Source organism: Cryomorpha ignava, assembly GCF_010686655.1.
GTDB classification, from domain to species: domain Bacteria; phylum Bacteroidota; class Bacteroidia; order Flavobacteriales_D; family Cryomorphaceae; genus Cryomorpha; species Cryomorpha ignava.
On record NZ_JAAGVY010000023.1, the window covers coordinates 37,153 to 63,210 of the forward strand.

The 26,058-nt window shown below is 45.9% G+C and carries 11 protein-coding genes; 7 read left to right on the plus strand and 4 right to left on the minus strand.

Annotated elements, in window-relative coordinates:
* Positions 1 to 175: 175 nt before the first annotated feature.
* Positions 176 to 514 carry a hypothetical protein gene (locus G3O08_RS12355; RefSeq protein ID WP_163285689.1) on the plus strand — a complete coding sequence of 113 codons (339 nt, stop codon included), beginning with the start codon at positions 176 to 178 and terminating at the stop codon, positions 512 to 514.
* Positions 515 to 564: 50 nt separating this feature from the next.
* Positions 565 to 843 carry a hypothetical protein gene (locus tag G3O08_RS12360; protein WP_163285690.1) on the plus strand — a complete coding sequence of 93 codons (279 nt, stop codon included), beginning with the start codon at positions 565 to 567 and terminating at the stop codon, positions 841 to 843.
* A 295-nt stretch (positions 844 to 1,138) separates the two neighbouring features.
* Here the strand turns inward: G3O08_RS12360 and G3O08_RS12365 are convergent, their stop codons facing one another.
* Positions 1,139 to 5,461 carry a hybrid sensor histidine kinase/response regulator transcription factor gene (locus G3O08_RS12365; protein WP_163285691.1) on the minus strand — a complete coding sequence of 1,441 codons (4,323 nt, stop codon included), beginning with the start codon at positions 5,459 to 5,461 and terminating at the stop codon, positions 1,139 to 1,141.
* A gap of 345 nt (positions 5,462 to 5,806) precedes the next feature.
* Between G3O08_RS12365 and G3O08_RS12370 the strand changes: the two genes are divergently transcribed.
* The 4 genes from G3O08_RS12370 to G3O08_RS12385 all read left to right on the plus strand — a co-directional run bounded on the left by G3O08_RS12370 (position 5,807) and on the right by G3O08_RS12385 (position 18,311).
* Positions 5,807 to 15,454 (plus strand): LamG-like jellyroll fold domain-containing protein, encoded by a 9,648-nt coding sequence (locus G3O08_RS12370; RefSeq protein WP_163285692.1) that lies wholly within the window; start codon positions 5,807 to 5,809, stop codon positions 15,452 to 15,454.
* Positions 15,455 to 15,464: 10 nt separating this feature from the next.
* Complete coding sequence (locus G3O08_RS12375) at positions 15,465 to 16,772, plus strand: T9SS type B sorting domain-containing protein (RefSeq protein WP_163285693.1); 1,308 nt, start codon at positions 15,465 to 15,467, stop codon at positions 16,770 to 16,772.
* A gap of 2 nt (positions 16,773 to 16,774) precedes the next feature.
* Complete coding sequence (locus G3O08_RS12380; RefSeq protein ID WP_163285694.1) at positions 16,775 to 17,671, plus strand: type IX secretion system membrane protein PorP/SprF; 897 nt, start codon at positions 16,775 to 16,777, stop codon at positions 17,669 to 17,671.
* 469 nt (positions 17,672 to 18,140) lie between these two features.
* Entirely contained in the window at positions 18,141 to 18,311 is a 171-nt protein-coding gene (locus tag G3O08_RS12385; RefSeq protein WP_163285695.1) for a hypothetical protein, read from the plus strand.
* 7 nt (positions 18,312 to 18,318) lie between these two features.
* On the opposite strand, the gene G3O08_RS12390 is transcribed toward G3O08_RS12385, so the two are convergent.
* The 3 genes from G3O08_RS12390 to G3O08_RS12400 all read right to left on the minus strand — a co-directional run bounded on the left by G3O08_RS12390 (position 18,319) and on the right by G3O08_RS12400 (position 24,085).
* Positions 18,319 to 19,719 (minus strand): NAD-dependent succinate-semialdehyde dehydrogenase, encoded by a 1,401-nt coding sequence (locus tag G3O08_RS12390; protein ID WP_163285696.1) that lies wholly within the window; start codon positions 19,717 to 19,719, stop codon positions 18,319 to 18,321.
* Positions 19,720 to 19,760: 41 nt separating this feature from the next.
* Complete coding sequence (locus G3O08_RS12395; RefSeq protein WP_163285697.1) at positions 19,761 to 20,501, minus strand: SDR family oxidoreductase; 741 nt, start codon at positions 20,499 to 20,501, stop codon at positions 19,761 to 19,763.
* 512 nt (positions 20,502 to 21,013) lie between these two features.
* Positions 21,014 to 24,085, minus strand: coding sequence for a T9SS type A sorting domain-containing protein (locus G3O08_RS12400; RefSeq protein ID WP_163285698.1), 3,072 nt, complete (start codon positions 24,083 to 24,085; stop codon positions 21,014 to 21,016).
* Between the two features lie 199 nt (positions 24,086 to 24,284).
* Between G3O08_RS12400 and G3O08_RS12405 the strand changes: the two genes are divergently transcribed.
* Entirely contained in the window at positions 24,285 to 25,958 is a 1,674-nt protein-coding gene (locus G3O08_RS12405) for an ATP-binding protein (RefSeq protein WP_163285699.1), read from the plus strand.
* The last annotated feature ends 100 nt before the right edge of the window (positions 25,959 to 26,058 follow it).

Below are 26,058 nucleotides of genomic sequence, written 5' to 3' on the forward strand. Positions count from 1 at the left end.
TATAATTGCCCGTTTCAATTAAAAGGGTAAATTCGAAACTGGTTTTCTATGAATAAAAACTATGACGGTGATGGGCATTCCAAAGCGAATTAATGCAATCAGGATTTTAACCCTTTTTTTATTGATATTGTGCGTAAATCAAGCGAACGCGCAATCAAATTACTGGGACGTAATAATGCTAAAAAGTGCCGAAGTGATTAGAGGCACAATCACTGATAGCATCCCCTCTGAGAGCGTTACAATTCTGGCAGGAGACACTGCGAGCAGAATCATAGCAAACGAAGAAATTGCCCTCATCACTTCAGAGGTGAGACGATATGCTTACACCAAAAAAGTGGTGACCGGGAAAAAGAGTTATAGCACTGAAAGATCTGCCTATTATCAAGGAATTTTCTCGGCTGGTTTTGGAATACCTTTATCTGAATCAAGTGTTTCAATATTAACTTCATTAACGGTTTTGGTTTTTATGATGTACTCTCCATGGGGGTCGGTATCGGACTTAGGCTACCCTTAGAGAGAGAAGCAGTCATAATACCTTTGTTTTTCGATATGCGCTTACGCCCCATGAATACAAAAATTTCTCCTGTGTTCGTTCTCGGTTTGGGTGGGAGTTTTCAGCCAAATTTAGAATGGGCGAATACTGGTCCCATACTCATGCTAAAAGGAGGAATTTCTATAAAAAATTCTGGTAAGTCTTCAGTAATGATAACCATTGGTTACGAAAATTTTGACATTTTAAATACGGTAGAAAACCGCAGAGGTAATTTCTTTACAGGATTCGGCCCTTCAGAAACCCGGGAAACCATTCGAACCCTAACCTTAAATTTTGCAGTGGCATTTTAGGGTCAATCGGTTTTAAGTCACTAAAGACTCCTTACCCCTTTCGCCCAATAATCATAGCTACCGGCTGATTCTGAATAATGTGCCCTTCCCGACTGCGAAGAAGCGGCTGCGATCAAGAGCCATTTCGGCTTGAACCTGCCTCCCTTCTTTCAAAGTGCAATTTCCAATACCCTCATACAGAGGTTTGTCCTTAAACATCCCGCTCTTTAATGCGCCTTCAAACTCGGTACATGTGCCAAACGAGGACCTCTTTTTTTGCTGACCGATCCGCAATGAGTCAGTAGCTTTTCAGCCCTCAATCAGCCATTTCTCCATCTGAAGTCCTGAATTGCTTCTGGTAATCAGTAGGGCTCATGCCGTAAGTATCTGCAAAGCACTTTGAAAAATAGCTATGGGTATTAAACCCTGTCATAAAGGCCACTTCAGAAATATTGGCATCCTTTACTTCCAGCAGTTCGCGGGCTTTTTCAATGCGCACCCGACGTATGAGTGTGCCGGTGGAGTAACCCGTAAGTGCCTTTAGCTTTCGGTGAAGCTGTGTACGACTCATCGCCGCTACCTGGCAGAGATGATCTACGCCAATTCCGGTATCAGAAAGGTGAGACTCGATGTAAGTCTGCAATTTGCCAATAAAAGCATCTTCGGCGTTGTCGCGACCAGTTTTTTGAATCTTAATGACAGAAGCCCTGTGCAGATTCCAGGTTTGAGCCCGCAAAACGAGCAGATTTTTTAGCAAGGCGAGAAGCTCTGTTTCGTAAAAAGGTTTGGTAAGGTACGCGTCGGCTCCTTTGGTAAGTCCCGCTTCACGGTCGGTACGGTTCGTTTTTGCTGTTAGCATAATAACGGGAATGTGGCTCGTGCTTTGGTTGGCTTTGACTTTTTCAAGAAATTTCAATCCATCCATCACAGGCATCATAACGTCGCACAATACCGCATCTGGAATGTGGGCTATAGCCAGGTCGAAGGCTTCCTGTCCATTTGCCGCCTCAATCACAGCATACTGTTCAGCGAGGCAAGTGTGTAAGAAGCTTCGCAAATCGTCATTGTCTTCGGCGACGAGTACTACTGGTTTTTCATCGTTCAAGTGTTTCTCATCTGCGCCAATATCACCTTCATCTTCTTCAAATTCGTCAACAGGCGTGCGCTCGATGTGGCCATCAAGGAGGTGCTGCCCCTTATCCGTTTCCGGAATGGGCAATGTAACAGAAAACTTACTTCCCTCACCTAGTGTGCTTTCCAGCCTCAGGTCGCCGCCATATATTCGGGTAAGTTCGCGTACGAGAGCCAGCCCAATACCCGTGCCACCACCCGCATTGTTGCTACCTTCGCGGCTGCGGTAATAGCGGTCGAATATGCGCTTTTGGTCGAATGGGGCGATTCCAGGACCAGTGTCTGCGACCTCCAAATAAAGCCTGCTATCGCCGTCTTTGACTTCAAAACGCAGATACACATCTACCCTGCCGTTTTTGTCAGTATATTTTATGGCATTGGAAAGAAGGTTGTAAGTAATCTTTTCCAAGGCACCGGGATCAAAGAGAACTTCGCGGTGCGGATCAGAACAATGCAGTTGCAAGCTAATTTGCTTGCTATTTGCCAAGGGAGCAAATGAGTCGACTATTTCGCGCACAAAGCGCACCACTTCGCCTCTGGCATGATCGATATGCATCATTCCGCTATCAATCTTGCTCAGGTCGAGAAGCTGGTTTATCAGACGTAGCAGCTGATTGGCGCTTCGGTGTATCCGCCGCAATTCGGTGCGCTCTTCCGGTACTTCCGTATTTGCCAGAAGGCGCTGAATGGGATTGATGATAAGCGTAATCGGCGTTCTGAATTCGTGCGTAATATTTGAGAAAAACTCGTTTTTTAATCGATCCACTTCCTGGAGTCTGCCAGCTTCAAGGCGCTGGTTGTTGAAGCTGTATTGCAGCCTTATCCGGTTAGTCCGAACCTTGTACAAGGCATGCACTACTGCTATCAGAAGCAAAATATAAACCGCATAAGCCCAGCCCGTTTGCCACCAGGGTGCCAAAATGGTAAGTGTGATGGCGATGCCCTCTTCATTCCAAATTCCATTGCTGTTGGTAGCCAGCACCCGAAACTTGTACTTCCCTGGGGCGAGATTGGCATAGGTGGCGGTACGTTCAGTCATTGGCGGCGACCAATCCTTGTCAACACCTTCCATCAGTGTGCTGAATTGATTCTTGCCCGGTGCACGAAAATCGAGAGTGGTGTAGTTAAAAGTCACCACATTGTCGTTCCAGGGCAGGGTTATTGTTTTCGCGAAAGGTATGGGTTTATCGATAAGATCAGGGTACGTGGCCGGGGTAAGCACATCGTTGAAACTCTTCACTTGGGTAAATGCCATTTGCGGTGCCACGGTGTCGAGCGATACTTTAAGCGGATCGAAAGCCACTATACCCTCCAGCGATTCAAACCAAAGGTGTCCATTGTTGATGATTCCATACATGAATCGGTTAAATTCGTTGGTGGGCAAGCCATCCTCACGTGTAAAGTGAGAGAAAGACATTGATCTGGTATCGATGCGGATAAGGCCATTATTGGTACTGATCCAGAGCGTGCCGAGTACATCAGGCAGTATGCCGTAAATTACAAGATTGGACAAGCCCTCTTTTTCTGTATACCGAGTAGTTGTACCAGTAGATTTCTGAAGTTTAATGAGTCCACCACCTTCTGTTCCTACCCATAAATAATCATCGGGCACCAGCGGATCATTTAATAGGGAGAGCACGCCATAATTAAGAGCCGAATTGATGTTGCGATAGTGTGTAGCATTCCGAATGGTGGGATCGTATCGCACGAGGCCTTCGTCGGTTCCAAGCCAAAAAATGCCCTTTCGATCAGAAAGAATCGTACTCACCGTGGTGGTAGAATTAGGTTGATCGAGCACAACGTGCTTTTGGAAAGTCCAGTTGTTTTCATCAAACAATGCAATCTCCTTGCCGAGCGATATCCACAACTTGCCTTTGGAATCGAAATAGACAATCTGAACTAAGGGCAAATTGAAATCTTTGCGCTGAATCAACTTCATGTAAGGGTCGTATTCGCGAAGCTCACGGAGCCCATCCTTACCGTTTAAAAATACCCAGTAATGCCCTCTATTGTCGCGGATGGCCTTGTGTGCAAATTGCGTAGAAATGTGGGCAGGTAAGTGAGACTGGGTAGGGAAAATCTGGTTATCAGAAAAAGGCATGTTTCGCTCTGATAGCGGGTCGTAGTACGTTTTGGAAGGTTGGGTCTCGGTAGGAAGCCGCACAAAATGTGGATTGCCTTTTTGAATGAAAAAAGACTCTCCCGACTTGGGATTCCGGAGTTCGTGTAGCTCTGCTTTGAGATCGTGCACCGAGAAGTTAGCGCTTTTCAAATCGCCACGCATTAAGCCGTAACCGGCCGTTCCGCCCCAAACAAGGTCACTTCTCGTAAAAGCGAGCGAAATAAAAAATCGATCCGATCCATTTATTTCATTTGGAACAAGCGTTTCAGAATCGAATTTGAAGAGCCGATTACTTGCGCTTTCAAATTCGGTGAAATTGTAAACGCTCACCCAAATTGCACCTTTTGGGTCGACCTCTATGGCTCTTATGGCACTTCCCTGGGTAAATTCATTTGGCAGTGGCTCGAGAAAAATGCCTTCAATAGGCCGATATATATATAACCGCGCAGATCCATACCATATCCGGTCTTTTCGATCAATAGCCATGTGGCTTACAGGCGAATCGTTGATTTGCCTGAACTCTTCTTTTGCTCCTGATGTTTCTAAGGCTTTCGCCACAAATAGCCCTGAATTGCAACCCATGTAAACGTGACCGGAGCTCGAAATGCGCACCACCATTGTCCTTGCCAATTCGGTAACAGAGTAAGCCGGGAATTTCTCAATCAACAACAACTCATAAACTTCAGAATCGAACTCACTCGCATTGCTTACCACAACTTTGAAAAGTCCTTTTGAACTCCCCAGCCACATATTGCCATACGGGTCTTCCGCAATGCTATGAATCGGGTTTTTCGATAAATCATCAGATTCCGGTTCGGCAATTCGGCGAAATAGTTCGGTCGTCGGGTCGTATATGGCCACCCCATCAGCGGTTCCGATCCAGATTCTGGAGCCACTGTCTTCATATAGCGATAACACTTGGTTGGCCGGTAGAGATTTCGGGTCATCCGGGTTATGGCGAAAGGGAATAAAATCGGTACCGTCAAAGCGGTTTAAGCCATCAGAAGTGCCAATCCAGAGAAAACCTGTTTTGTCCACTAGCATAGTTCGCACCATATTTTGGGTGAGCCCGTCGTCAATGGTGAGCGTCTGAAACCTTAGGTCGTAATTCGCCATTTGACTACTCGCGCTGCACGCAATAATCATCAGAACGAACCAGAGTAAAACGATTCGCATAAGGGGTGGGCGCACTATCATGACGTAAAGGTGAGAAAACCAGAGACAATTTGAAAGTTGAAAGTGCATTTTGAAACCATTGTGATAGCCTTTGAGATGGAATTGATAGGCTGGTGGAATTAAAGCATGAAATATGGGTAGATCTTCCGGAACTATTCTTTGACCTATACCTGCATGAGTCCATAATTCCAAAATTTCACCTACAATCATCCGACCCGGAATTCCTGAATACAATTGCAAGAATGCACCAATGTTTTGCAACTCGCCAAAGGTGTGTAACCTTCATATATATGAGCTATTTGAGTTGTGATTGGCATCAGAGACCCGGAACAATAATGGCAGATTTTAGACCGATTCTGACAATGTATTCCCGAAGGTTGTAAGGATTTGGAACGCTGGTTTTAGCAACAAACAGGCAGGAGCGGCATCTTTGTTTCGGGAATTGTTTGGCTCTAATTAATTCATTCAATGTCCACCAAAATTTTACCTGTAAACGCATCCTCTTTCCAATACTCCACCATCGAAATTGCTTTCTGATCTTTAAAAATCCATATAATGAAGAAGTCAAGTACCATCCTAAAAAGTATCTGCATAAGGCTGTCGTTCTTATGTACTTTAGCAATTACCGGTCATTTTGCACAAGCTCAGGGACCCCCGGCTTATCAGGATGATTGGTCGAATCTAGTTTTTTTCGAATGCAATGGAATTGTAACAGCGCAGTACGCGATTTATTATGATTATTTTAACGTTGCACTTTCGGATGCACTCTTCGCATACACCGGCTTCGAGCAATATGAGTGGGGTGTAGATTTCCAGCTGAAGTTCGGAAATGACATATCCTGGACCACTATAGCAAAATACAGGCTCTTTCCTCCCGTAGGTACCTTGCCGCCAGGCTATGTTCTATTGAAAAATGTATTCAGCAATTTCACACCTTACAGACTCGCTTATAGAACTTACAATCAAAGCGAGTATACTTTTTACACCGACTTTTTTGACAACAACGATCCGTACATGATATACACCACTTTCGTGGATCTGGGCGACCACATAGGTGAAAATATGCAGTTTCGTCTTGCAAATGGAACATGGTCATCAGGGGGTGTAAGTCCCGATTTTGCGGACGCACTTATTCCTCCTCAGCCGGCGTTGAGTAATTTTTTAGCTTCTAATAATACCTCCTGCGAGGGAGTAAGCCTTGAGTGGACTTATCCTCCAAATATCTGTAGCCAAACCCGCGTAAATATTGAGCGGAGCAATGGCAGTCCGGGAAGCCCTTTTGAACTTATTGCTTCGATTCCCTATATGGACGGGACATATCTTGATTTGAATGTTGAGAGTGGAGATGAATATATCTATAGGGCTTATATGGAAAATCAATTGGCTCCCACAAATGAGTCAGGTACGAGTTTCAATAGCGGGCCGCTTTCGGCAAATGTTATTGGTATGCGCAAAGCCCCTCAGCCACCCCCACCCGGTTTTTCCGTGTCCACCACAAATTGCACTGACAATGTATCCCTCACCTGGAATTTTGTAAACGGCACAGATAGCCTTGAAATATTTCGCGATGGCGCTTCAGTAGGTGCAGTGGCCGGCAGCGTAACCAACTTCAGCGATCCGGTTCCCGACAGCGATACAGGTTTCAATTACACCATCCGGGCAAAAAATAATTGTGGTTGGGGGCCTTTTTCACAGGAGTTGGAAGGGGTGTCACCCGGTCTTCCGATCGGTTCGGCCAATGTGCTGCTAGAGATTCTTCCTGGCGAAGGCATTCAAATAGACTGGGAGCCGGTGATCGGCGTCGATTCTTACCGCGTGGAGCGCACCCAGGTCGGCGGGGGCGGGGGAACCTTCTTTGAGGTGGACAACGATTTGACCACTTTTATGGATGGGTCGATTCTGGCCTGCCAAACCTATGAATACCGGGTGCGTTCGGTGAATGGCTGTGCGCCCAATGGAGTACCCAGCGATTCCACCCGTTTTGGGAACCTGGTGCCCGATCTTTCCAATACATTCAATCCAAATGCCTTGAGCGGATCGAAGGGTTTCTTCTCAAACCGTGTGGAAGTGAGCTGGACGGTGGCCAACAACAACAATATCCTCAACGGATTCAAAATTTACCGGAAGCAGCTTGGTTCTGACGAAGACTCGGTGCAGGTGGCATCTGAAACCTCCGGAACCAACCTTTACATCGACAATTTTGCCGATGCCGGGGTACTCTACGCATACACCATCGTGGGCGAAACGCAGTGCGAATCGGCTACGCTCTATACCAATGCCGTGCAAACCGTGGGCTTTCGGCGTCCTTTTGGCACCGTAACCGGAAAAGTGACCTATACCGGCGGAATTGCCGTGGAAGGTGTGAAGATTGCTGCCGAGAGCACATCCCAGATTTTCGGTAAAAGCGTCCTGCTCGATGGGAGTTCGCAGATTGATGTGGCGCATGATACCGACCTGAACCCCGATACGGCCTTCCTCATGGAAGCCTGGGTTCGACCCACCGCACTTTCGGGTACAGCAGTCTTTTTCCAAAAGGGATCGGACTACTATGCGCAGTATGATGCGCTGGCTGACATCATGGAATTTGGTATTACAGCGACTGATGGAACCGGCTATACCCTGACGCATTCAGACCCGGATTTCGCACTGAATAATTACAGTCACCTCGCCTTTCAGCTCTATCAGGACAGCCTGCAGCTATTCATCAATGGGCAGCAGGTAGCATCCACCTTCACCACCACCGATGCCGCTGTGGAAGCCGGTGCAGATGACTTCATTCTGGGCAACGGTTTTCAGGGCCACATGGACGAGGTGCGCTTTTGGAAAGCCGGAAAGGATTCCCTTCAAATGGCCCAGGACCACAGCAGACTTATGCTGGGCGGTGAAGCCAATCTACGTCTGTACCTGCGTATGGACGAAGGCTACGGATCTTTTGCCTACGATGTATCGAAAGTGGGCAATTCCTTTAACCGGAACCATGGAAGCTTTGCGGGCAACATCGTTTTTTCGGAAACCATACCCAGTGTGAACCAGTTGAGCATCGCGGCCTACACCAATGCCCTTGGCAATTATACCATGAGCATACCTTACAACAATACCGGTGAGAGTTTCGTGCTCACGCCTTCATTTCTCATACACCAGTTCGATCCCTCCACCAGGGCCCTTTTTGTGGGCGATGGCTCCGCTGTTTTCAACAATATTGACTTTGAAGATATATCCAGCTTTATGGTTTCGGGCACCGTTTTTTATGACAATACATCCTGTCCGGCGCCAGGCATAGGTCTCTTTATAGATGGCAATCCCGTGATAGAAGATGGCCTTCCCCTGGAAACGTCCAATGACGGAAGTTTTTCCATACAGGTTCCCATCGGCCTGCACCATATCACTGTGCAGAAGCAGAACCATACTTTTTCTGTTGGCCGTTTTCCGGAAACGGGGAAATACAATTTTCAGGACGACCTTGCCAATATCGAATTTCAGGATGCCACGCTGATCACAGTTGTGGGCCGTGTGGTGGGTGGCTTGCGCGAAGGCAATAAAATCCCCGGTTTTGGCAAGTCGACCAACAATATCGGCCTTGCCCAGCTCACGTTTCTTTCAGAGTCGGGGCCCGCATGTGCAGGAGATACCATTGTTACTTCTGCCGAAACCGGTGAGTATATCATGCACCTTCCGCCATTGCGCTATACACAGGATGTAGAAGTTTTGAATACCAGTGAAATCGTTGATTTTGGGGTGCTCAATGTACTCGACCTTTCGGTAAATCTGAACCTGCAAACGGTGTACGATACCTTGTACGATACCAATGGGGATGTGCTGGGACTCGATTCGGTACAGTACCACAGAAGGCTGGACTACGTGCACCGCAAAAACCCTGTGGTGGAAGTAAAAGACCGCGATGGGGTAAACCCCTTCATCGGCGATACGCTTTACACCTATATATCAGCGACCACGGGCGATACGCTCACCCGCGACCTGCGAGACCAGCCCATGCGCTGGCCGGTATTTGCAAACAGTGACGATGAATACTACTACCGCTGTATGATTTGGGTTTATGAGCCATACATCAACTATGACGGATCGGAAGATATTCTGGACCGCGTGCCCACCACCGATGGCACCCTTGTGGTGAATAACAGTCTTGCAACACTCGAATCGTCGTCGGTATCGCTGGCGGGTGTAAACGAGCTGGATACGCTGCGCGCCATGGTGTACAGTTTTCAGTTGGGTAGCCCAAACTTTGCCCAAAATCCCAGCATCCCCGCCTACAGCTACACCCGAAGTTTGTCAATGACCCTGCTTACAGCCAATGGCCAAAGCATATTTTGGGAGCCCGATTACGGCTTTGAAGAGCCTGCAAACAGCGACGGACAATTTCGCGGTTATGTGCTGGCAGGTCGGTCTAACGGTGAGAACTTCCTCACCGAAGGCCCACAGGTACCGGAGTACGTGCTGCGCGACCCGCCCGGAAGCGGCAGCTTTGCTTCCCGGGAAGTTGGTACGACCCGCAGCACGGTGAACAACTGGAGCTGGACACTGGAAAGTGCCGCGCACGCCGAAGACAATATTTTTGTCGGGGTATCTCTCGCCACCGGGCTGGGTGTAAGCATCGATACCGAAGTGGAAGCCAATGTCTCCGTGGGATTTAACAGCACCATTACCGGTGGGCGCAGCGGAAACCAATTTATGACCACCACCAATACCCAAGCATGGACTACCAACGGCAGTTCAGATCTGCCCGGAAAAGGCAGCGACATTTACGTAGGTAAAACCCAAAATGTACAATTTGGCATAGCCGAGCATCTGGCCATTATACCCGATTCGGTTTGTGCACAGGTGGAGTGTCTCGGAATAGCCATTGACGGTGGCGAATTCAAGCTGGCCAAAAAATACGGCATGTCGGTGGTGCCGGGTGGCTATGCCACCACTTTCATATACAGCGAGAACGATATTCTGAACTATGAGATACCCGAAATTCTTGAAGCCCGCAACATTGCCATGCAGGCCAATCCATTGTATACAAGCAATTTGATAATAGGGCATCCCAATTATGGCAAGAGCAATGACGATCCCGTTTTTGGCACCGCGGTGAGCACCGATACCCCCGAGACCGGCGAATACGAAGATTTTAACGGGCCGAGCTACACCTATTTGCCCGTTACGGCAGAAGACAGTGTGCGGGATTTTGTGCGCTTTGCGAACGATCAAATCCGCCACTGGGAAAATGCGATACGGCTGAATGAATGGGAAAAGGTAAATGTGGACAATACACAGGCCCGCGACAGTGTGAAGACGCTGGAGATAGCGCGGCTTGACGCCAAATTTGCCGATGTTATAGCAAAGCACCAGGAGCTGGAAGAAGCCGATTTCGAGTTGTCGCCGGAGTTTGCCTTTTCGCTGGCATCGATTCCTGTGCCCGGTACTGCCTATTTGGGTATACCTGTATTTGCCCTTACCACTGCCCAGGGCATCTCTATCGGTGAGCACATTGACGATTACGAAAAGTACCTGGCTGCAAAGGCGCGGATCACTGCGCGTTTCTTACCAATAGCAGGAACAAATGTCTCCTTCGGGGGCGGCGTGGAATACACCGCCAGCAGTACACAGGAAACTGGCCATGCCACCACAGAGCTTTACGAATACGAAATCGGTACCGAGCTGCGCCTGGAAGTGAGTGCGAAAATCAGCAACAACGGAATAGGTTTCGGAAAAAATATCGGAGTAAACTTCTCTTCGGGCCGCGACTGGACGAATGAAAGTTCCGAAACGGAAACGGTAGCCTATACCCTGCAAGATCCGGATGAAGGAGATCAGATTTCGGTGAGCGTATTTCCTTCTATGCTGGGATGGGGTCCCATTTTCCGGAAGGAAGCCGGCGGCCAGACTGCATGTCCGCATGAAGGGGCAGAACTCACCCAATTTTATGAGCCGGGCACCCAGATTTCGGCATCGACCGACCAAATAGACAAGCCGGCCATCGCAGCTGCCCCGACCATACTCTTCAACACACCCGTGGATGATGCGGCTGTATTTAACCTCACGCTCACCAATGAGTCCGAGAGCGGATCTGGCCGGGAGTACACGGTGCAATTGGTGAGTACCAGCAATCCTTTCGGCGCCATCGCGCGGATAGACGGGCAGTCGTCCATTGATATTGTGATCAACGCGGCCACTTCGGTAAACAAAGTGCTGACCGTTGAAAAAGGACCCGGTCCGGTATACAATTACGACAGCCTGCTGTTTGTGATTTACGCCCCTTGTCAATACAGCGCGGGGACCAGCGACGGTGTGGATATTGTCGATTCAGTGTATATCTCGGCGCGGTTTATACCAGCCTGCACGGATGTGGAATTTATCGATCCCGAGCTATTGTGGGTAGCAAATAATTTCAACAACGATACCATCAATACCCGCATGGCAGGTTACAATATCAACTTTTTTGACTTGGAAGAACTGCGTGTGGAATACAAGCCTTCTAACGAGGCCGTCTGGAACGGACTGCAGACCTTCTACAAAGACACAACGGGATTCAACGACCCGAATGCGCTGCCCATCCCCACCGGTTTGGCCTTTACGGATTACGACTGGCTTATTGGACAGTTGCCCGATGGAAACTACGACTTGCGGGCGCGCTCGCAGTGTGCGCTGGCCGAGAAAAGTTCCGTGACTTATTCGGGGATCATCGACCGCATCAATCCCCACCCCTTTGGGTCGCCTTCGCCAGCCGATGGCATTTTAAGTCCCAACGACGAGCTCTCCATCCGCTTCAACGAGCCGATCGATCAGGGTTCGCTTACCTTCCAGAACTTCGATATACGCGGTGTGCTGAACGGTACCGAAACTGGCCATGCCGCGAGTCTATTCTTTGATGGGGTGGATGATTTTGTAGAAGTATCGGGTGGTGCGGCATTGACCAACCGCGACTTCACCATTCAAATGGCCATCAAGCCCACGGGCAGCGGCGAGCGCTCACTCTTTGCGCAAGGCGCCGATCCCGGTGAGCAGCTTTATCTTGGCCTTACGGCAAATAACCAGATCGTATTCCGCATCAACGACCAGGAAGTAATGTCAGATGCGGTGCCGCTCGCCAATGACATGTGGCATTATATTGCTTTGGCTTACAGTTTAGAAAACGAATCTGCTGAAATATTTCTTGCCAACGAATTGAACAGCGGACTGATCAACAATGGCAATACTTCGATTTTCCCCAACTACCAGGGCGCAGGCCGGGTGTGGATGGGCAAAAAAGGCCATGGCGATGCCAGCTGGTTTCACGGCAATATGCACGAAGTACGCGTTTGGGACCGCACCCTTTCCCTCTCCGAATTTACCACCACCATGAACCGCATTCTCGGCGGCGGCGAAGCGGGGTTGCTCTACAACTGGCGCATGGATGAAGTGGAAGGCAACCTTGCGATCGACCATGTGCGCCGCCGCGATGCGGCCATCTTCGGCCCTACCTGGAGCGTGGAGCCGGGTGGATCGGCTGCCGATTTTGACGGAAGTACCAACTACCTGAAAGTGGGCTCGGGCGATGTGGCGATTACCCAGGATATGGACTTCACGCTCGAATTCTGGTTTCGCGGAAGCGGAACCAACCCAGGCGTGCTCTACTCCAATGGCAAGGCCGACGGTATCAACTCCGACTCGCTCTATGCCTGGGTGCTCGAAAAAGATGCCAACGGGCTGCTGCACCTGCGGAATAACGGGATCGACTTTCTGATTTCGCAAAACAATTATTTCGACGGGCAGTGGCACCACCTGGCAGTGGTGATGAACCGCAGCGCCAATCTCTCTGCCATTGTGGACGGAAATCCGCAGCTGGCCGCACAAGCCACACCTTTCAAACAACTTTCGGGTGCTGCCATGTATATCGGCGCGCATGGGTATCTCACTGGTGTGGTGGAAACTGTCGAAAACCATTTTGACGGACAGATCGACGAATTTCGTTTCTGGAATACCGCCCGCAAGCTGGAGCAGATACGCCGCGACAAGCGCAACCGCATGTTAGGCAACGAGCCATCGCTCAAGCTCTACCTGCCTATGGAAAATTACGAACTTGACCTCACCGGCATTGCCATACTCACACCCTCATTCAATGAGCAGATCGACACGGATGGTCACCTTGTGGAAAGCAATGGCACTGTGCTTACCGAAGAAGTTCCCACCATCAAAATCCAACGTCCTGTTGGGTCTATAGCCTATACCTGGTCTGTGAATAACGACGAAATTATTTTCACGCCCACCACCGCACAGGAAATGGTAGAGAATGTGACGCTGGACGTAACGGTATTAAATGTGAGAGACCTGCAAGGAAATGTGATGGCTTCACCGGCCACCTGGATCGCCTATGTCGACAAAAATCAGGTGGTATGGGGCGACGATTTGCTAAGCTTTGAAAAGAATGTAGGCGAAACCCTTTCATTTTCCACGCAAGTGGTAAATCAAGGTGGAGCAGCCAAAGCCTTCAATATCCAAAACATACCTTCCTGGCTATCTGCCAATCCCGCATCAGGGACAATACCGCCAAACAGCAGCATGAATGTGAATTTCACTGTAGATCCTTTAGTAAACATCGGCGACTATGCCCAAGACGTACAATTGCTCACGGACTTCAACTTTCCTGAAAAGCTTACCATAGCGCTCAAGGTGCGGGAAACCCCGCCCGAATGGACGGTGGATCCCTCGCAGTGGAGCCAAGCAATGGGCATCGTGGGCTTGATCAGAATCAAGGATATTGTTTCAAGCGATTCGGAAGATTTGCTTGCAGCTTTTGTGAATGGCGAAGTTCGCGGTAGTCAAAATGTAGAATATATTGAAGCCATAGACCGCTACCTGGTGTTTATGGATGTGTATAGCAATGTGAATGCAGGCGAAAACCTGACCTTTAAAATTTGGGATGCCAGCGCAGGAATCATTTACAGCGAAGTAACACCCGAATTGATTCCTTTTGCAACGAACAGTTTGGTAGGCTCGGCGCTTGACCCCCAAATATTCAGCACAAATTATCAAATAGAAACAGAAATACCACTTGACGCCGGCTACAATTGGATCTCACATTTCTTGCTCAATGCCGACAGTACGAATTTCAATGTCCTTCTAGAAAGTCTTGATTCTGAAACAGGCGATCAGCTTAGTGGTCAAACACAATTTGCAAATTACAGCACGGGCAGCGGTTGGAACGGGCCTTTGCAAAATGCGGGATTGCGACCGGAGCAATTGAATAAACTCTACACTTCCGATGCCGATACGTTAATCATTAAGGGTGATATCATAGACCCAACCACAAGGCCAATTACACTGAGTACAGGCTGGAACTGGATTGGTTTTATCTCAATTCGCAACCAGGGCATCGCGCAGGCATTGGGCAATCTCAACCCAGCACCGGGTGATCAGATAAAGGGAAGGTCTCAATTTGCGGTGTATGTAAATCAGCAATTGGGTTGGCAGGGTACGCTTCAAACCCTTGTTCCCGGGCGTGGCTACATGTACAAATCTGCCCAAAACACGGCATTCACCTACCCCTTTGCAGGCATGTTCAAAAGCGGGAATCAAAAACCTTCGAAACCTATTGACCCCCGCTGGATGCCTGATTACGCCGCTTATTCTACCAATATGACCATGATTGTGCAGCCATCCGATTCTTGCGCGCAATCAGCTTTCGATGCGGGATTGCTCATAGGAGCTTTCGATCGCCAGGGCCAAATTCGTGGGATTTCAGAACTCGTTGAAGTAAGCGATAATGCGTACAGCTTCTTGACCATTGGGGGCGATGCCATTGAAACTATTGATCTGCACTGGATAGACCGAGAGAATGGTGAAATTTGGCAAGCTACGGGCGGCGTGGGTTACAATGGCAACGACCATATTGGCAGCATCGACCAGCCGTACATCTTACAGCTTCCATCGGACTTTTGCCGGTCATCTTCCGCTCCTGCTTCCAGTATATTCAGCGTATACCCCACCCTTTTCCAAAACTATTTGGAGATCAAATTTATGGCTTCCGCCAACGAAGGTACCGCGGTGGTAGTAATCCGCGATATGAGCGGCCGCGACATTTACAGTGAGCAATTAATAGCAGTAGAAGGCTTGAATCAATGGATCTTGGATTTGCCGGAAGGTAAGTTTGCCACTGGTGCTTACGTAATCACGCTTACAACAAATGCTGCGATACACACCGAAAAGATTTTTAAATCACGCTAATTAAAGAGATATGAAAGCGATAAAAACATGGAATTGCGCGATTGGGGCTACAATATTACTGCTCTTCGCTCATACAGCATTCGCACAACCCAATTGGGAAGTCAACGCGCCCGACTATCAATACACCATGACGGCAACAGGAATGGGAATATTCAATTGTACCAACTCGAATAACCCTATGGATCGGGTGGCGGCATTTATCGATGGCGAAGTGCGCGGGGTAGCAGCTTTTGGCACCGAAGTGAACGGGGTGCAACTCGCCTATCTCACCATTTACGACCATGTAGCAGCGGGAAGTGTCGTGAGTTTTAAGCTCTACAACGCCGCAGATGACGTGGTGACAGATGCTGTTGAAGAATTCGTTTTTTCGGATGGCCTAATAGCCGGAAACCAGGATGCCCCTTTTCAGTTTCGCGATCAGTATGGTATCGGACAGCTTTCCCTTTCGGCAAATACCATTTTTGATTTTACGGAAACGGGCGAATCGGTTGGTGAGCTTTTCCTGATCAATGAAATTGGAGATACATTGGTGGGAGATTTCACTTTTGTAAACGACAGTCTCGGGTCGGACAATTCGCTATTTAGCATTCTCACCTCGTTTCTAATCTGGGAAGGTGAAGTGGGTGCTACACTTCCTGATACGCTTAGCGTGCATATAAGTGGCACTACTCCAGATGGTTGCTCGCTTGATCAAGTGTTAGCAATCACTGTACAAAACACCAACGTGCCGCCCACAGGTCTGACTACAGACACCCTTTTTGTTCCCGAAAATGAACCTTCTGGAAGGCTGGTAGGAACCCTCGAAGCTCTCGACGAAACCACCGGCGACGAACATGTTTACGCTTTCGACGAAAGTGGAGATGTCAATTTAGACCATGCAGCATTTGAACTTACCGGCGATAAGCTCTACACCACTCGACCGCTCGATTACGAAACACAAAACACCTACCACTTGGATATCCGCATTACCGACCTTTCAGGCAATTCGATATCGACCACAATCTTGGTGCGTGTCATTGACGTGATAGAATTGGGCGAATTGCAAGCCAGCAATCTTCTATCGCCAAATAGTGACGGATACAACGACACCTTTTTTATTCCCAATTTGGCCTTTTATGTCAATTACGAATTGCTGGTGTACAATGCCATCGGCAATTTAGTTTACGACATGCGCGACTACGACAATTCCTGGTATGGGAACACCAACCGCGGCGTTGCTTTGCCCACCGGAACTTACTACTATATATTTCAAGAAGTTGATAATAACCAAAATCGGTTTGAAGGTGACATTCACCTCTACCGGGAAAATAAATTTTAGCCATGAAAAATTCCGCAATAAGATTCACCATACTCGCTTACAGCATTTTGTTATGCCTTTCGGCAAATGCGCAAGATGCATTGCTGATGCAGAACATCAACTTTTCTGAATTTGGCTACAACTCCGCCTTTATCGCAGACGATGACGCCACCTTCACCGTAGCGCTTACAAACACGACAGGCGGTGGTATACAGAATACCGGACAGATCAACTTTCAAGGGTTTACCCAACTGGAAAAGTCAGGTTTGGCTATTGGTACGCGGGTAGAGTCGAAATACTACGGCCTTTTTCGAACCAGCACAATGCAGTTCGAAACCGCCAAGAAAGTGCGCCTTAACGCCAACAGCCATCTCTTTGCAGGTTTCGGCGCTGGAATGCAATTCAATTCACTGCGCACCAATGAGCTCAATGAGTTTGTAAACCGCACCGACCCCATGCTTGTGGACAATGCCTTTCCGCAATACCGCTTCATCTTTGGTTTTGGCCTGGGCTACAACTACCTCAACAAGCTGAAAGCCGGATTTTCAATGCCCTCCTTCGCACGTACCGAGAGCGATTTTAACCCAATATACCTCGCCAATGTGTCATACCGCATCCAGGCCGGCGAAGTAATTGGCATCCGACCCGAAGCGCTAATGTTCGGCTCAAACGTAGCTCCAATCTCTGCCGAGTTTAGTGCAAAAATCGACTTCAAAAATCAAGTCTGGATCAAGGCCGGCGCCCGCACCACCAACACCCTCGTAGGTGCCATTGGGGTCGACACCAGATACATTACGATAGGCTATGCGTACAATGGATTTCTTCAGGAGTTCAGTGCCATTGTGCCCGCCATCCACAATATCAACATCACCTTCCGCTCTGGTTCTAAAAATCCCGAAAAGAGATTGCAGTTGTGGTAGGCATTGATTCAACGAGAACTGCCTTGTGAGGAAACAGCATAAACAGTGCTGATGGAGATAAGTGCGACCCTGCCGTAATACAAGTGTTGTTGAGGCCGTGCCTTCCGGACGAACATTTTGATAAGCCAGGGGGGTTTATCACCGATAGCCAAAGCAGATATCGCCAGCGTGCCGCAGGTACGCTCCTTATTGTAAGCCGGAGATTTACATTAGGTAACCCATGAGCTGTTGGCGCCAGCGTGTCGCAGGTACGCCCAGTGTAAAAAGATATAGTAAGATAGGCGGATGAAAAAGATATCGCTCATCATAATCCACATCGTCCATTTTGAGTAGATCTACATACTCATCTCGAAAAATATTGTTTTTTATGATGCGCTTCTTGATTTAGGATATAATTATAAACCTCATCAATTTCCTTTTTGCTGTAGCTGAACGCTCCATGACCTTATTGCCAGTGAAATTCCGATTTATGAAATTTCGAATCATTCATTCATTTGGAAGAATTGCATTTCATCAATTTCAGAACGTCTGCGATAGCGCAAACTACTCCGCCACTGAAAAACACAAAGCCGGAAACTCTAAAGTTCACGGCTTTGCTTTTTTAATTTCTATACATCCCGAAAATATTCGAGAGCATTAGTACTTAATTATTTCGATTTTCCTAAAATCACAGACTTCACATTCACAAATTCCTTCAACCCAAATCCGCCGTGCTCGCGTCCGTAACCGGAGTCTTTCACACCGCCAAATGGCATCGCCGGATCGGCCAGTCCAAAGGTATTGATGAAAATCATTCCTGTGTCGAAGTGTTTTTGTGCAAGCTCAATGGCTCCTTTCTCATCTTTCGAGAAAATTCCGCCACCCAAACCAAATCTACTGTCATTGGCTATGCGCATGGCATCATCGGTGTCTTTCGCTTTTATAAGCGATGCCACCGGTCCGAAAAGCTCATCGTCATAAGCAGGTTGTCCGGGCTTAACCGATCCAAGCACTGTGGCCGGATAGTAAAATCCTTTCCCATTGGGAATCTCGCCACCGCAGAGAATTTCAGCGCCATGGCTTACACTTTTGGTAACCTGTTTGTGCAGGGTTTCGCGGAGGTCTTCTCGTGCCATGGGGCCTAATTGGGACTCATCGTTATTGGGATCACCCAATTTGATAGCTTTCATCGCAGCGACAAATCCTTCTTTAAACTTATCGTATATTTTATCTACTACGATAAACCGTTTTGCGGCAATACACGTCTCGCCATTGTTGTAGATTCTACCTTTTACACACATTTTAACTGCGAGTTCTAAATCCGCATCTTCAAGCACAATATATGCATCGTTACTACCTAGCTCCATCACCGATTTCTTAAGCTCAGAGCCCGTCTTTTCGGCAATTTTTCTACCAGCACTCGGACTTCCCGTAAGGGTAACGCCGCGTATCAGATCGTTTTCAATGATCGCATCAGACTGATCGTGCTCAATAACCAATGTGGAAAATAAATGATCTGGCAACCCGGCATCTTTAAAAATCTTTTCAAGCATTTTACCTGTCCCGGTTACATTAGATGCGTGCTTTAGTATAACGCCATTACCAGCCATCAAACTGGCAATTGCAAAGCGGATAACTTGATAAGATGGATAATTCCAAGGCTGAACTCCGTAAATAACTCCTATCGGCTCATAAGACACAAGTCCTTTTCCGCCGTTTAGCCTAGTCCGCTCATCGCCTTTCAACTCTTCGGGGCCATGCTCGGCTGTATAAGCGCATATCGCAGCGCAGAGATCAACCTCTTGCCCGCTTTGCTTTAGGAGTTTTCCCATCTCATCGGTCATGAGTTGACCCAATGCATCTTTATTTGCTGTAAGCTCCTTGCCTATTGCTGCTATCGTTTTGGCGCGCTTTTCTAGTGGCACATGCCTCCAGTTCAAGAAAGCTTTGTGGCAATTTTCAATGGCATTCGTCACTTCCGTGTCCGTATGGTATGGGTAATGCTCCAACTCTTCGCCCGTGGTTGGATTCACGGTGGTAATTTGATCTTCAAGTGTTTCGGTACTCATTATAGTCTATTTTAAGGTTCTTAACATTATTTTTTGAACGATTATTGCTGCTCGGTGGGCATGATATAAACATCATTGATGTTCACCCTGCCCGGTTGTGATATGGCATAATATATCGCTTCGGCAATATCTTCAGCTTCCATGGTTGTCATATCTTTCATTCCTTCCATTTGCTTCAATACTTCTTCGTCGGTAATGGTGTTAAATAAATTGGTATCAACTGCTCCGGGTTCAATAGAAGTAACGTTGATTCCGTATTTCTTTGCCAGCTCTTGTCTCATTCCTTCAGAGAGCATTTTCACGGCCGCCTTAGTTGCACAATACACGGCACCACCGGGAAAATAGCGGTGAGCTGCTGAAGATGAGATATTTATAATATGGCCTTCTTTATTTTCAATCATAGTGGGCAGCACAGCGGCCACTCCATTCAAAACACCTTTTATGTTCACGTCAACCATTTCTTCCCAATCGTCCGTTTTCAGATTTTTTAGATAAGAAAGTGGCATTAGGCCTGCGTTATTTATCAGGCAATGTACAGCCCCGTATTCATCCACAGCCGCTTTAACCGCATTTTTAAAATCGGCGGGCTTTGTTACATCGCAAGTAACGACCATCGCCGTTCCACCTTCTGCTTCAATTTCTTTTTTGAGTTTCTCAAGCTTGTCTTCGCTCCGGGCGCACAATACTACTTTGGCTCCCTTGCCTGCAAGTTTCATAGCTGTAGCTTGTCCTATTCCGCTTGATGCTCCTGTAATCAGGATTACTTTCTTGTCAATTTTCATATTTTCTTATTTTTGATTCGTTAATTTTCTATCTAAGTATTCGCAATATTCAGACCTGTTTATGAGGAAACTCTACACTGCGCTTGCCTGCTGATGCTTGATGCGAACAAGCCGAAAATAGGATATGTGCTGAATGGGGAATTCTGGAGAGTTTGGAGAAACTTTGCCCCGCGACAGTTTCGGCACAGCACTTCAAATAGTGGATTATAAGGTCGTTATAAAATAAGATTTCCCATTTAGGGCAAATAATTATTTCTGTCTTCGACAGCGACGAAGTTTCAGCAAAAACTTTTACCAAAAGTTTAACTTGGGCTATGGCAGGTCAAAGTCTTTAAGGATTCGTGTATTCGTAGCGTTAATGTTCTTAGCTACGAATACACGAATAAAAACCTTACAAATACCGCAGCATTGAAAATGACTGCGGAGATTAAGAAACGAAATTGATATTAGCTTCACTATAGGGTCGATACCCAGCAGAGCAAACATCATACAAGCGACGCGAGTACTTAAAATCACCTAAGCATCATAAACTTCACAGTCTCCTCTCCGCCTGTGCCGTCCAACTTTAAAAGATAAATTCCATTGGCCATAACACCATTAAGCTCAATAATATGGTCGCTGAATTCAGAATAGAGTGGTTTCGTGAAAATCAGTCGGCCTTCACTATTGTAAATAAATACGTTTTGATATTTTCCGATATCGCTTTCGCGAAAAGCAAAAGAAATAGAACTACCACTTACAGGATTTGGGTAAACCATAATACCATCTTCTTCTGAGCTGCCACTTAAAGCTTTCGAAAAACTCAAATCATCTCTTCGTGAAATCAGCCAGGTATTCATCCCAACAGATTCCACCGGCATAGTAGTAAGTCCATCAATACTTCCATTCCACATTTGCTGACCTGTAATAATTACCCCACCATCAGGGTGAAGCTTCATGCCGAATTTATTCTCACTCAATTTTTCGTCATAATCGAATCTTGACAATGTGGTAAGCCATCTGAGTGAATCAATAAGATTTCCACTTCTATTCATTCGGTCTATTTGCAGAGACCAGCGCCCATCGCCCCCGTATATAGGTCTGGGAAAATAATCTTCTTCATATACCAGTGATAGTGAGTAAAGTAAATCATCTTTAAAATCAAAATCCTGAACAAATTTTAAACGTGAGGCATCATTGTTTCTTAGATATAGCACGCTGCCGGCCGACTTGCTCAAGCAAAGCATAAAGCCATTTTCGCCGCAATCCACATAATTTGGACGGATAGAAAGCGACTTTTCTCCTACCGACATATTACCGCGTGTATAACCTCCCAGCCATAATTGATCCTTATCAAGCGAACGGATGGTGGTAATTCGCATTACGTCATCGGCAATACAGGTTTGCTCCCATACGATATCACCATTTGATTTATCTAAACCTGCTAATCTATAATTCCATTCTAAATATGAACATGTGCTGCTCACATTATATCCTGACCCTCCACTACTCACGTAAACACGGGTATCATCTATATCTAAAGTATTTAATCCCGGACCAAACAAAAATTGATCTGTTTGAAGTGGTTTAATCCAAACTGGCTCCAGGTTAAAATCATATTTAAACAATATGGTCCTTACATTATGACCGGGGTCCACATAGATAGGCGGACATGCATCCATAGAAAATCCTGTGCGAGCTTGACCCAGCATATATATTCCGCCCGCTTCAATTTTAATTTGGCTCATATCCATTAAATCCTTCCCTCCGGTAGGCAGAAGCTTAGATTGAACCAGATGACCAAAATTGTCTAACTCAATTAAATAATGTCCTTTTATGTTACCAATAAGCTCAGTATTATTTACAAAAATATCTGAATTCGACAAACTGCCGGTTAGATGCGAAACGACTAAAAAAACATGACCATCGCTCGCTCGGCGACCAATTATTCTTCGTTCAAGCTCTGATGCTCTAACTATTCCTGTAGCGCTTAAGGAACCGTCTGAATTCAGATATTGAATTGCTGTATTGAAATAGAAACCGGGAATATGGCGTCCCCGCAAAACCCATTTGTGGTTTATTGAAAAATAATCAACCCAGACATCCATTCTTTCCAGAACAAATACCATTGAGCCATCATCGGCCAACATAACTTCCGGATGATTCAAACTAATAGTCCTTACTCCCGAAAAGACGATAGGATTTTTTGTATAAGTTACCTCCCAATTCTTCTCATTCGGCAATGTGTCTGTAACTGGCTGAGAATTTTCATCAAGCTTGTATAAATAAACTTGATCATTAGAATACTTTATCGACACCATAATATCGTCTTCCTGTTCTGAAAAAAATGCTTCTTTAATTCCCTTTTTTTCGGGAGTTATATTTGTTATTGCAAAAGTTCCTTCTGCGGTGCCATCTGATCGCCAAATTTGATGCCCCAATCCTGGAGAAATAGCTGAAAAATAAAGAATTCCGTTTTTTGAAATTATATCGAGTGGGCTCAAATCTTCTAATGGCAGATATACACCGATATTTGGGAAGCCATCAAAATTCATACTATTGCCAAACCCCGGATATATATCTTTAAGCACCTCTACTCCACTTGAAGAGATTCTATATGGTTCAATACCTTCGTAACCCATTCGCCCAAAAAGTAAAGGGCCATTTCCTGTTTGCTTTAATATTGGTTGTAACCTAAGAGTATAGATTTCCAGATTGTTGCTGAAATCGGTAAAAACACCTAAATTGGGGTTTATCAAACCGGAACCTGTGGGGTTAACAATGCGATTATTATCGTTTGCATAATGCCCGTTTCCGGCAAGTAGAAACTGACCCTCTATTTCTCCTACTGGCAGCAAAAATGAGGGAACGATAATTTCTTCTCCATTCGCATTTGTTATAGGAGTCAGACTCTCAATATCTTCACGGTATGTGGCCAAAGACCGATCTGGAAACCCAAATGGAACTGAATTGGTGAGCAAAAAATCACCATTGAGATAGGCTCCATCAAATGATTCCCATTCGTCGGGAAAAGAATAGGAAGAGACAAGATTAAAATCCAAATCTATCGAATTGACAGTATGAGAAGTTATTGCAATAAAGCCCGATTCTTGCGGAATAATATTTAACACGCGTTCACCCAAATTTAATTCCGGCTGGATTGCCCCTTCCGTAAAAAGAGCTATTCCTGAATATGTCGATCCCACCACCCCATTTAGCCCGGGCATTACCCACATATCATAACTCGGATTCATATAAGTTGAAAGAAGTGTTAGCTCACCCGAAGAGTACGCCATAACCCATGTGCCGGCAGAACTGGATGCGTATCGAATATAGAAATACCACACATCGTTGTACTCTGCATAGGTATAAATTACCCCTTCTACGGTCTCTATTACCTCTCCTGTATTGATATCAAATAATACAATATCAACATATTTATTTTCGGCAAAATTTACACCAAGTGCCTTGTTCCCATCGATCTGAAGGACTTTTTGACACGGGATTTCGATATCTGTTATTGGCTCTAACTGGGCGAAAGAAATACCCGAAATGAGCATGAACCATGTAAACTGTAAAAAGGATATGGTTTTTCGAATATTCATTGCTCCTGCAATGTACTAAAAAATCAAAATCTGTTTTATCAAATGAACAATTCCTATTCGACTCTTTTCTTTCAATTAATATACTGCCAACTTAGAATCTCGTAATAAAAGTAGATCATAACACTCGGCTTCTTTACCCAACGACATATCTTGTCGCACCTCCCCAATATCTTTGCTAAAAAGAAAAAGGGAAATGATTATGAAAACAGAAAAAAACATCAAACAGTCAATCTTAAATAGCATCGCAAAAATATACGACCAGGGAGATTGCTGTAATCTCTCATCAGAATTTTTCGAAAAGATAGAACCCGAACTGGGTGTGCTTTCTGAATATTTTCAGACTACAAATAACCAATCCCTTTTAATCGCAATGGTCTTTGCATTTAATTCAAAAGGGGAAACGCTCAATCTGAATGATCTGAACAGCTATTTTCACAGCAATCCAATGAAATTATTGGAATACAGCGATGACTTTGATTTTCTGCATCAAACAGGAATTTTACACAAAGAACAAGCAAAGAATCGCAGCCGAATTTCACTCACCAGCCACAAATTTACTATCAATGAAAAAATCACAGAAGCCATTCTCCAAAGCAAACAAATACCAGATTTAAAGCCTAAAAATATAGACACTATTTACGATCTACTCGAAAAACTGGGGAAATTATACGATTCAAGAGACGAGGAAAAAATTTCGACAGCCCAGCTCTTTCGAGATTTTGATGAAGTGATTAATAATGGCCGGCACTTTCCGTTGATAGCGAATATGAATAAGTATGATTTGAATGTCTATGATACTTTGCTCTTCTTATATTTAATATGGCAAGTAATGAATGGTAGCCAGTCAATAATGATTGGAACTGTACTGGAAGTCATTTTTGATGATGTAAACGAGCGGATGCAATACATGCAGGAAATCAATCTGGGTAAAAATGAACTGATCACGAATAAGTGGGTTGAATTGGAAAAGAGTAATTTTTTCAACTACACTTGCATCGAACTGGCAGAGGGTGGCAAAACATTATTGAGTGAATCAGAAATAAATCTGTTTAGCAACGAGAAGAAAAGCAGCAATATTTTATATCCGGAAGATATCCTTGAACGGGAATTGATTTTTAGTGAAGTTGAGATGCACCAATTATTTCTTCTAAAAGATTTGCTAAAACCCGAAAAGCTTGAAGAAATGCAGAAGCGATTAACTTCGAAAAACTTGCCCAAAGGACTCACCACTTTATTGCACGGCGCACCCGGAACCGGGAAAACCGAAATAGTAAAACAAATTGCTCGTGAGACCGGAAGAGCTGTGATGAAAGTTGAAATCAGTCAATCAAAATCAATGTGGTTTGGCGAAAGCGAAAAGGTTATCAAGCGCGTTTTTACAGATTATCAAGCTTTCGCAAAAAAGTGCAAACTCACTCCTATCCTATTCTTTAACGAAGCCGATGCTATTCTTTCAAAACGTCAGGGTATAGGATCTTCGAACGTAGCACAAACCGAAAATGCCATTCAAAATATTCTGCTAGAGGAATTTGAAAACTTTGAAGGAATTCTATTCGCAACCACAAATCTGATCGCCAATCTGGATTCGGCATTTGATCGGCGATTTCTTTTCAAAATAAGATTCCAAAAACCCAACGTGTCGGTCAAAGTCAGAATATGGAAACTCAAATTGCCGGTTATAAGCAATTCCGAATGCGAACTACTGGCGACACAGTTTGATTTTTCGGGCGGACAGATTGACAATATCGTTAGGAAAGTTGACATTCGCGAACTGATATACGGTGAAGAAGTCGCTTTTAATCAAATACTCGATTTTTGCAGGGAAGAAACTTTTGGTGAAAGCCGCGTGAGAATTGGGTTTAGTAATGGCTAAGATTTGAAATACTTCATCCGCGCACGGTTGCGCCCCGGTTCCCGCCCTCATTCCCTAAAGGGATGCCATATGAACAAAACTAAATCTATGATGAATAAAT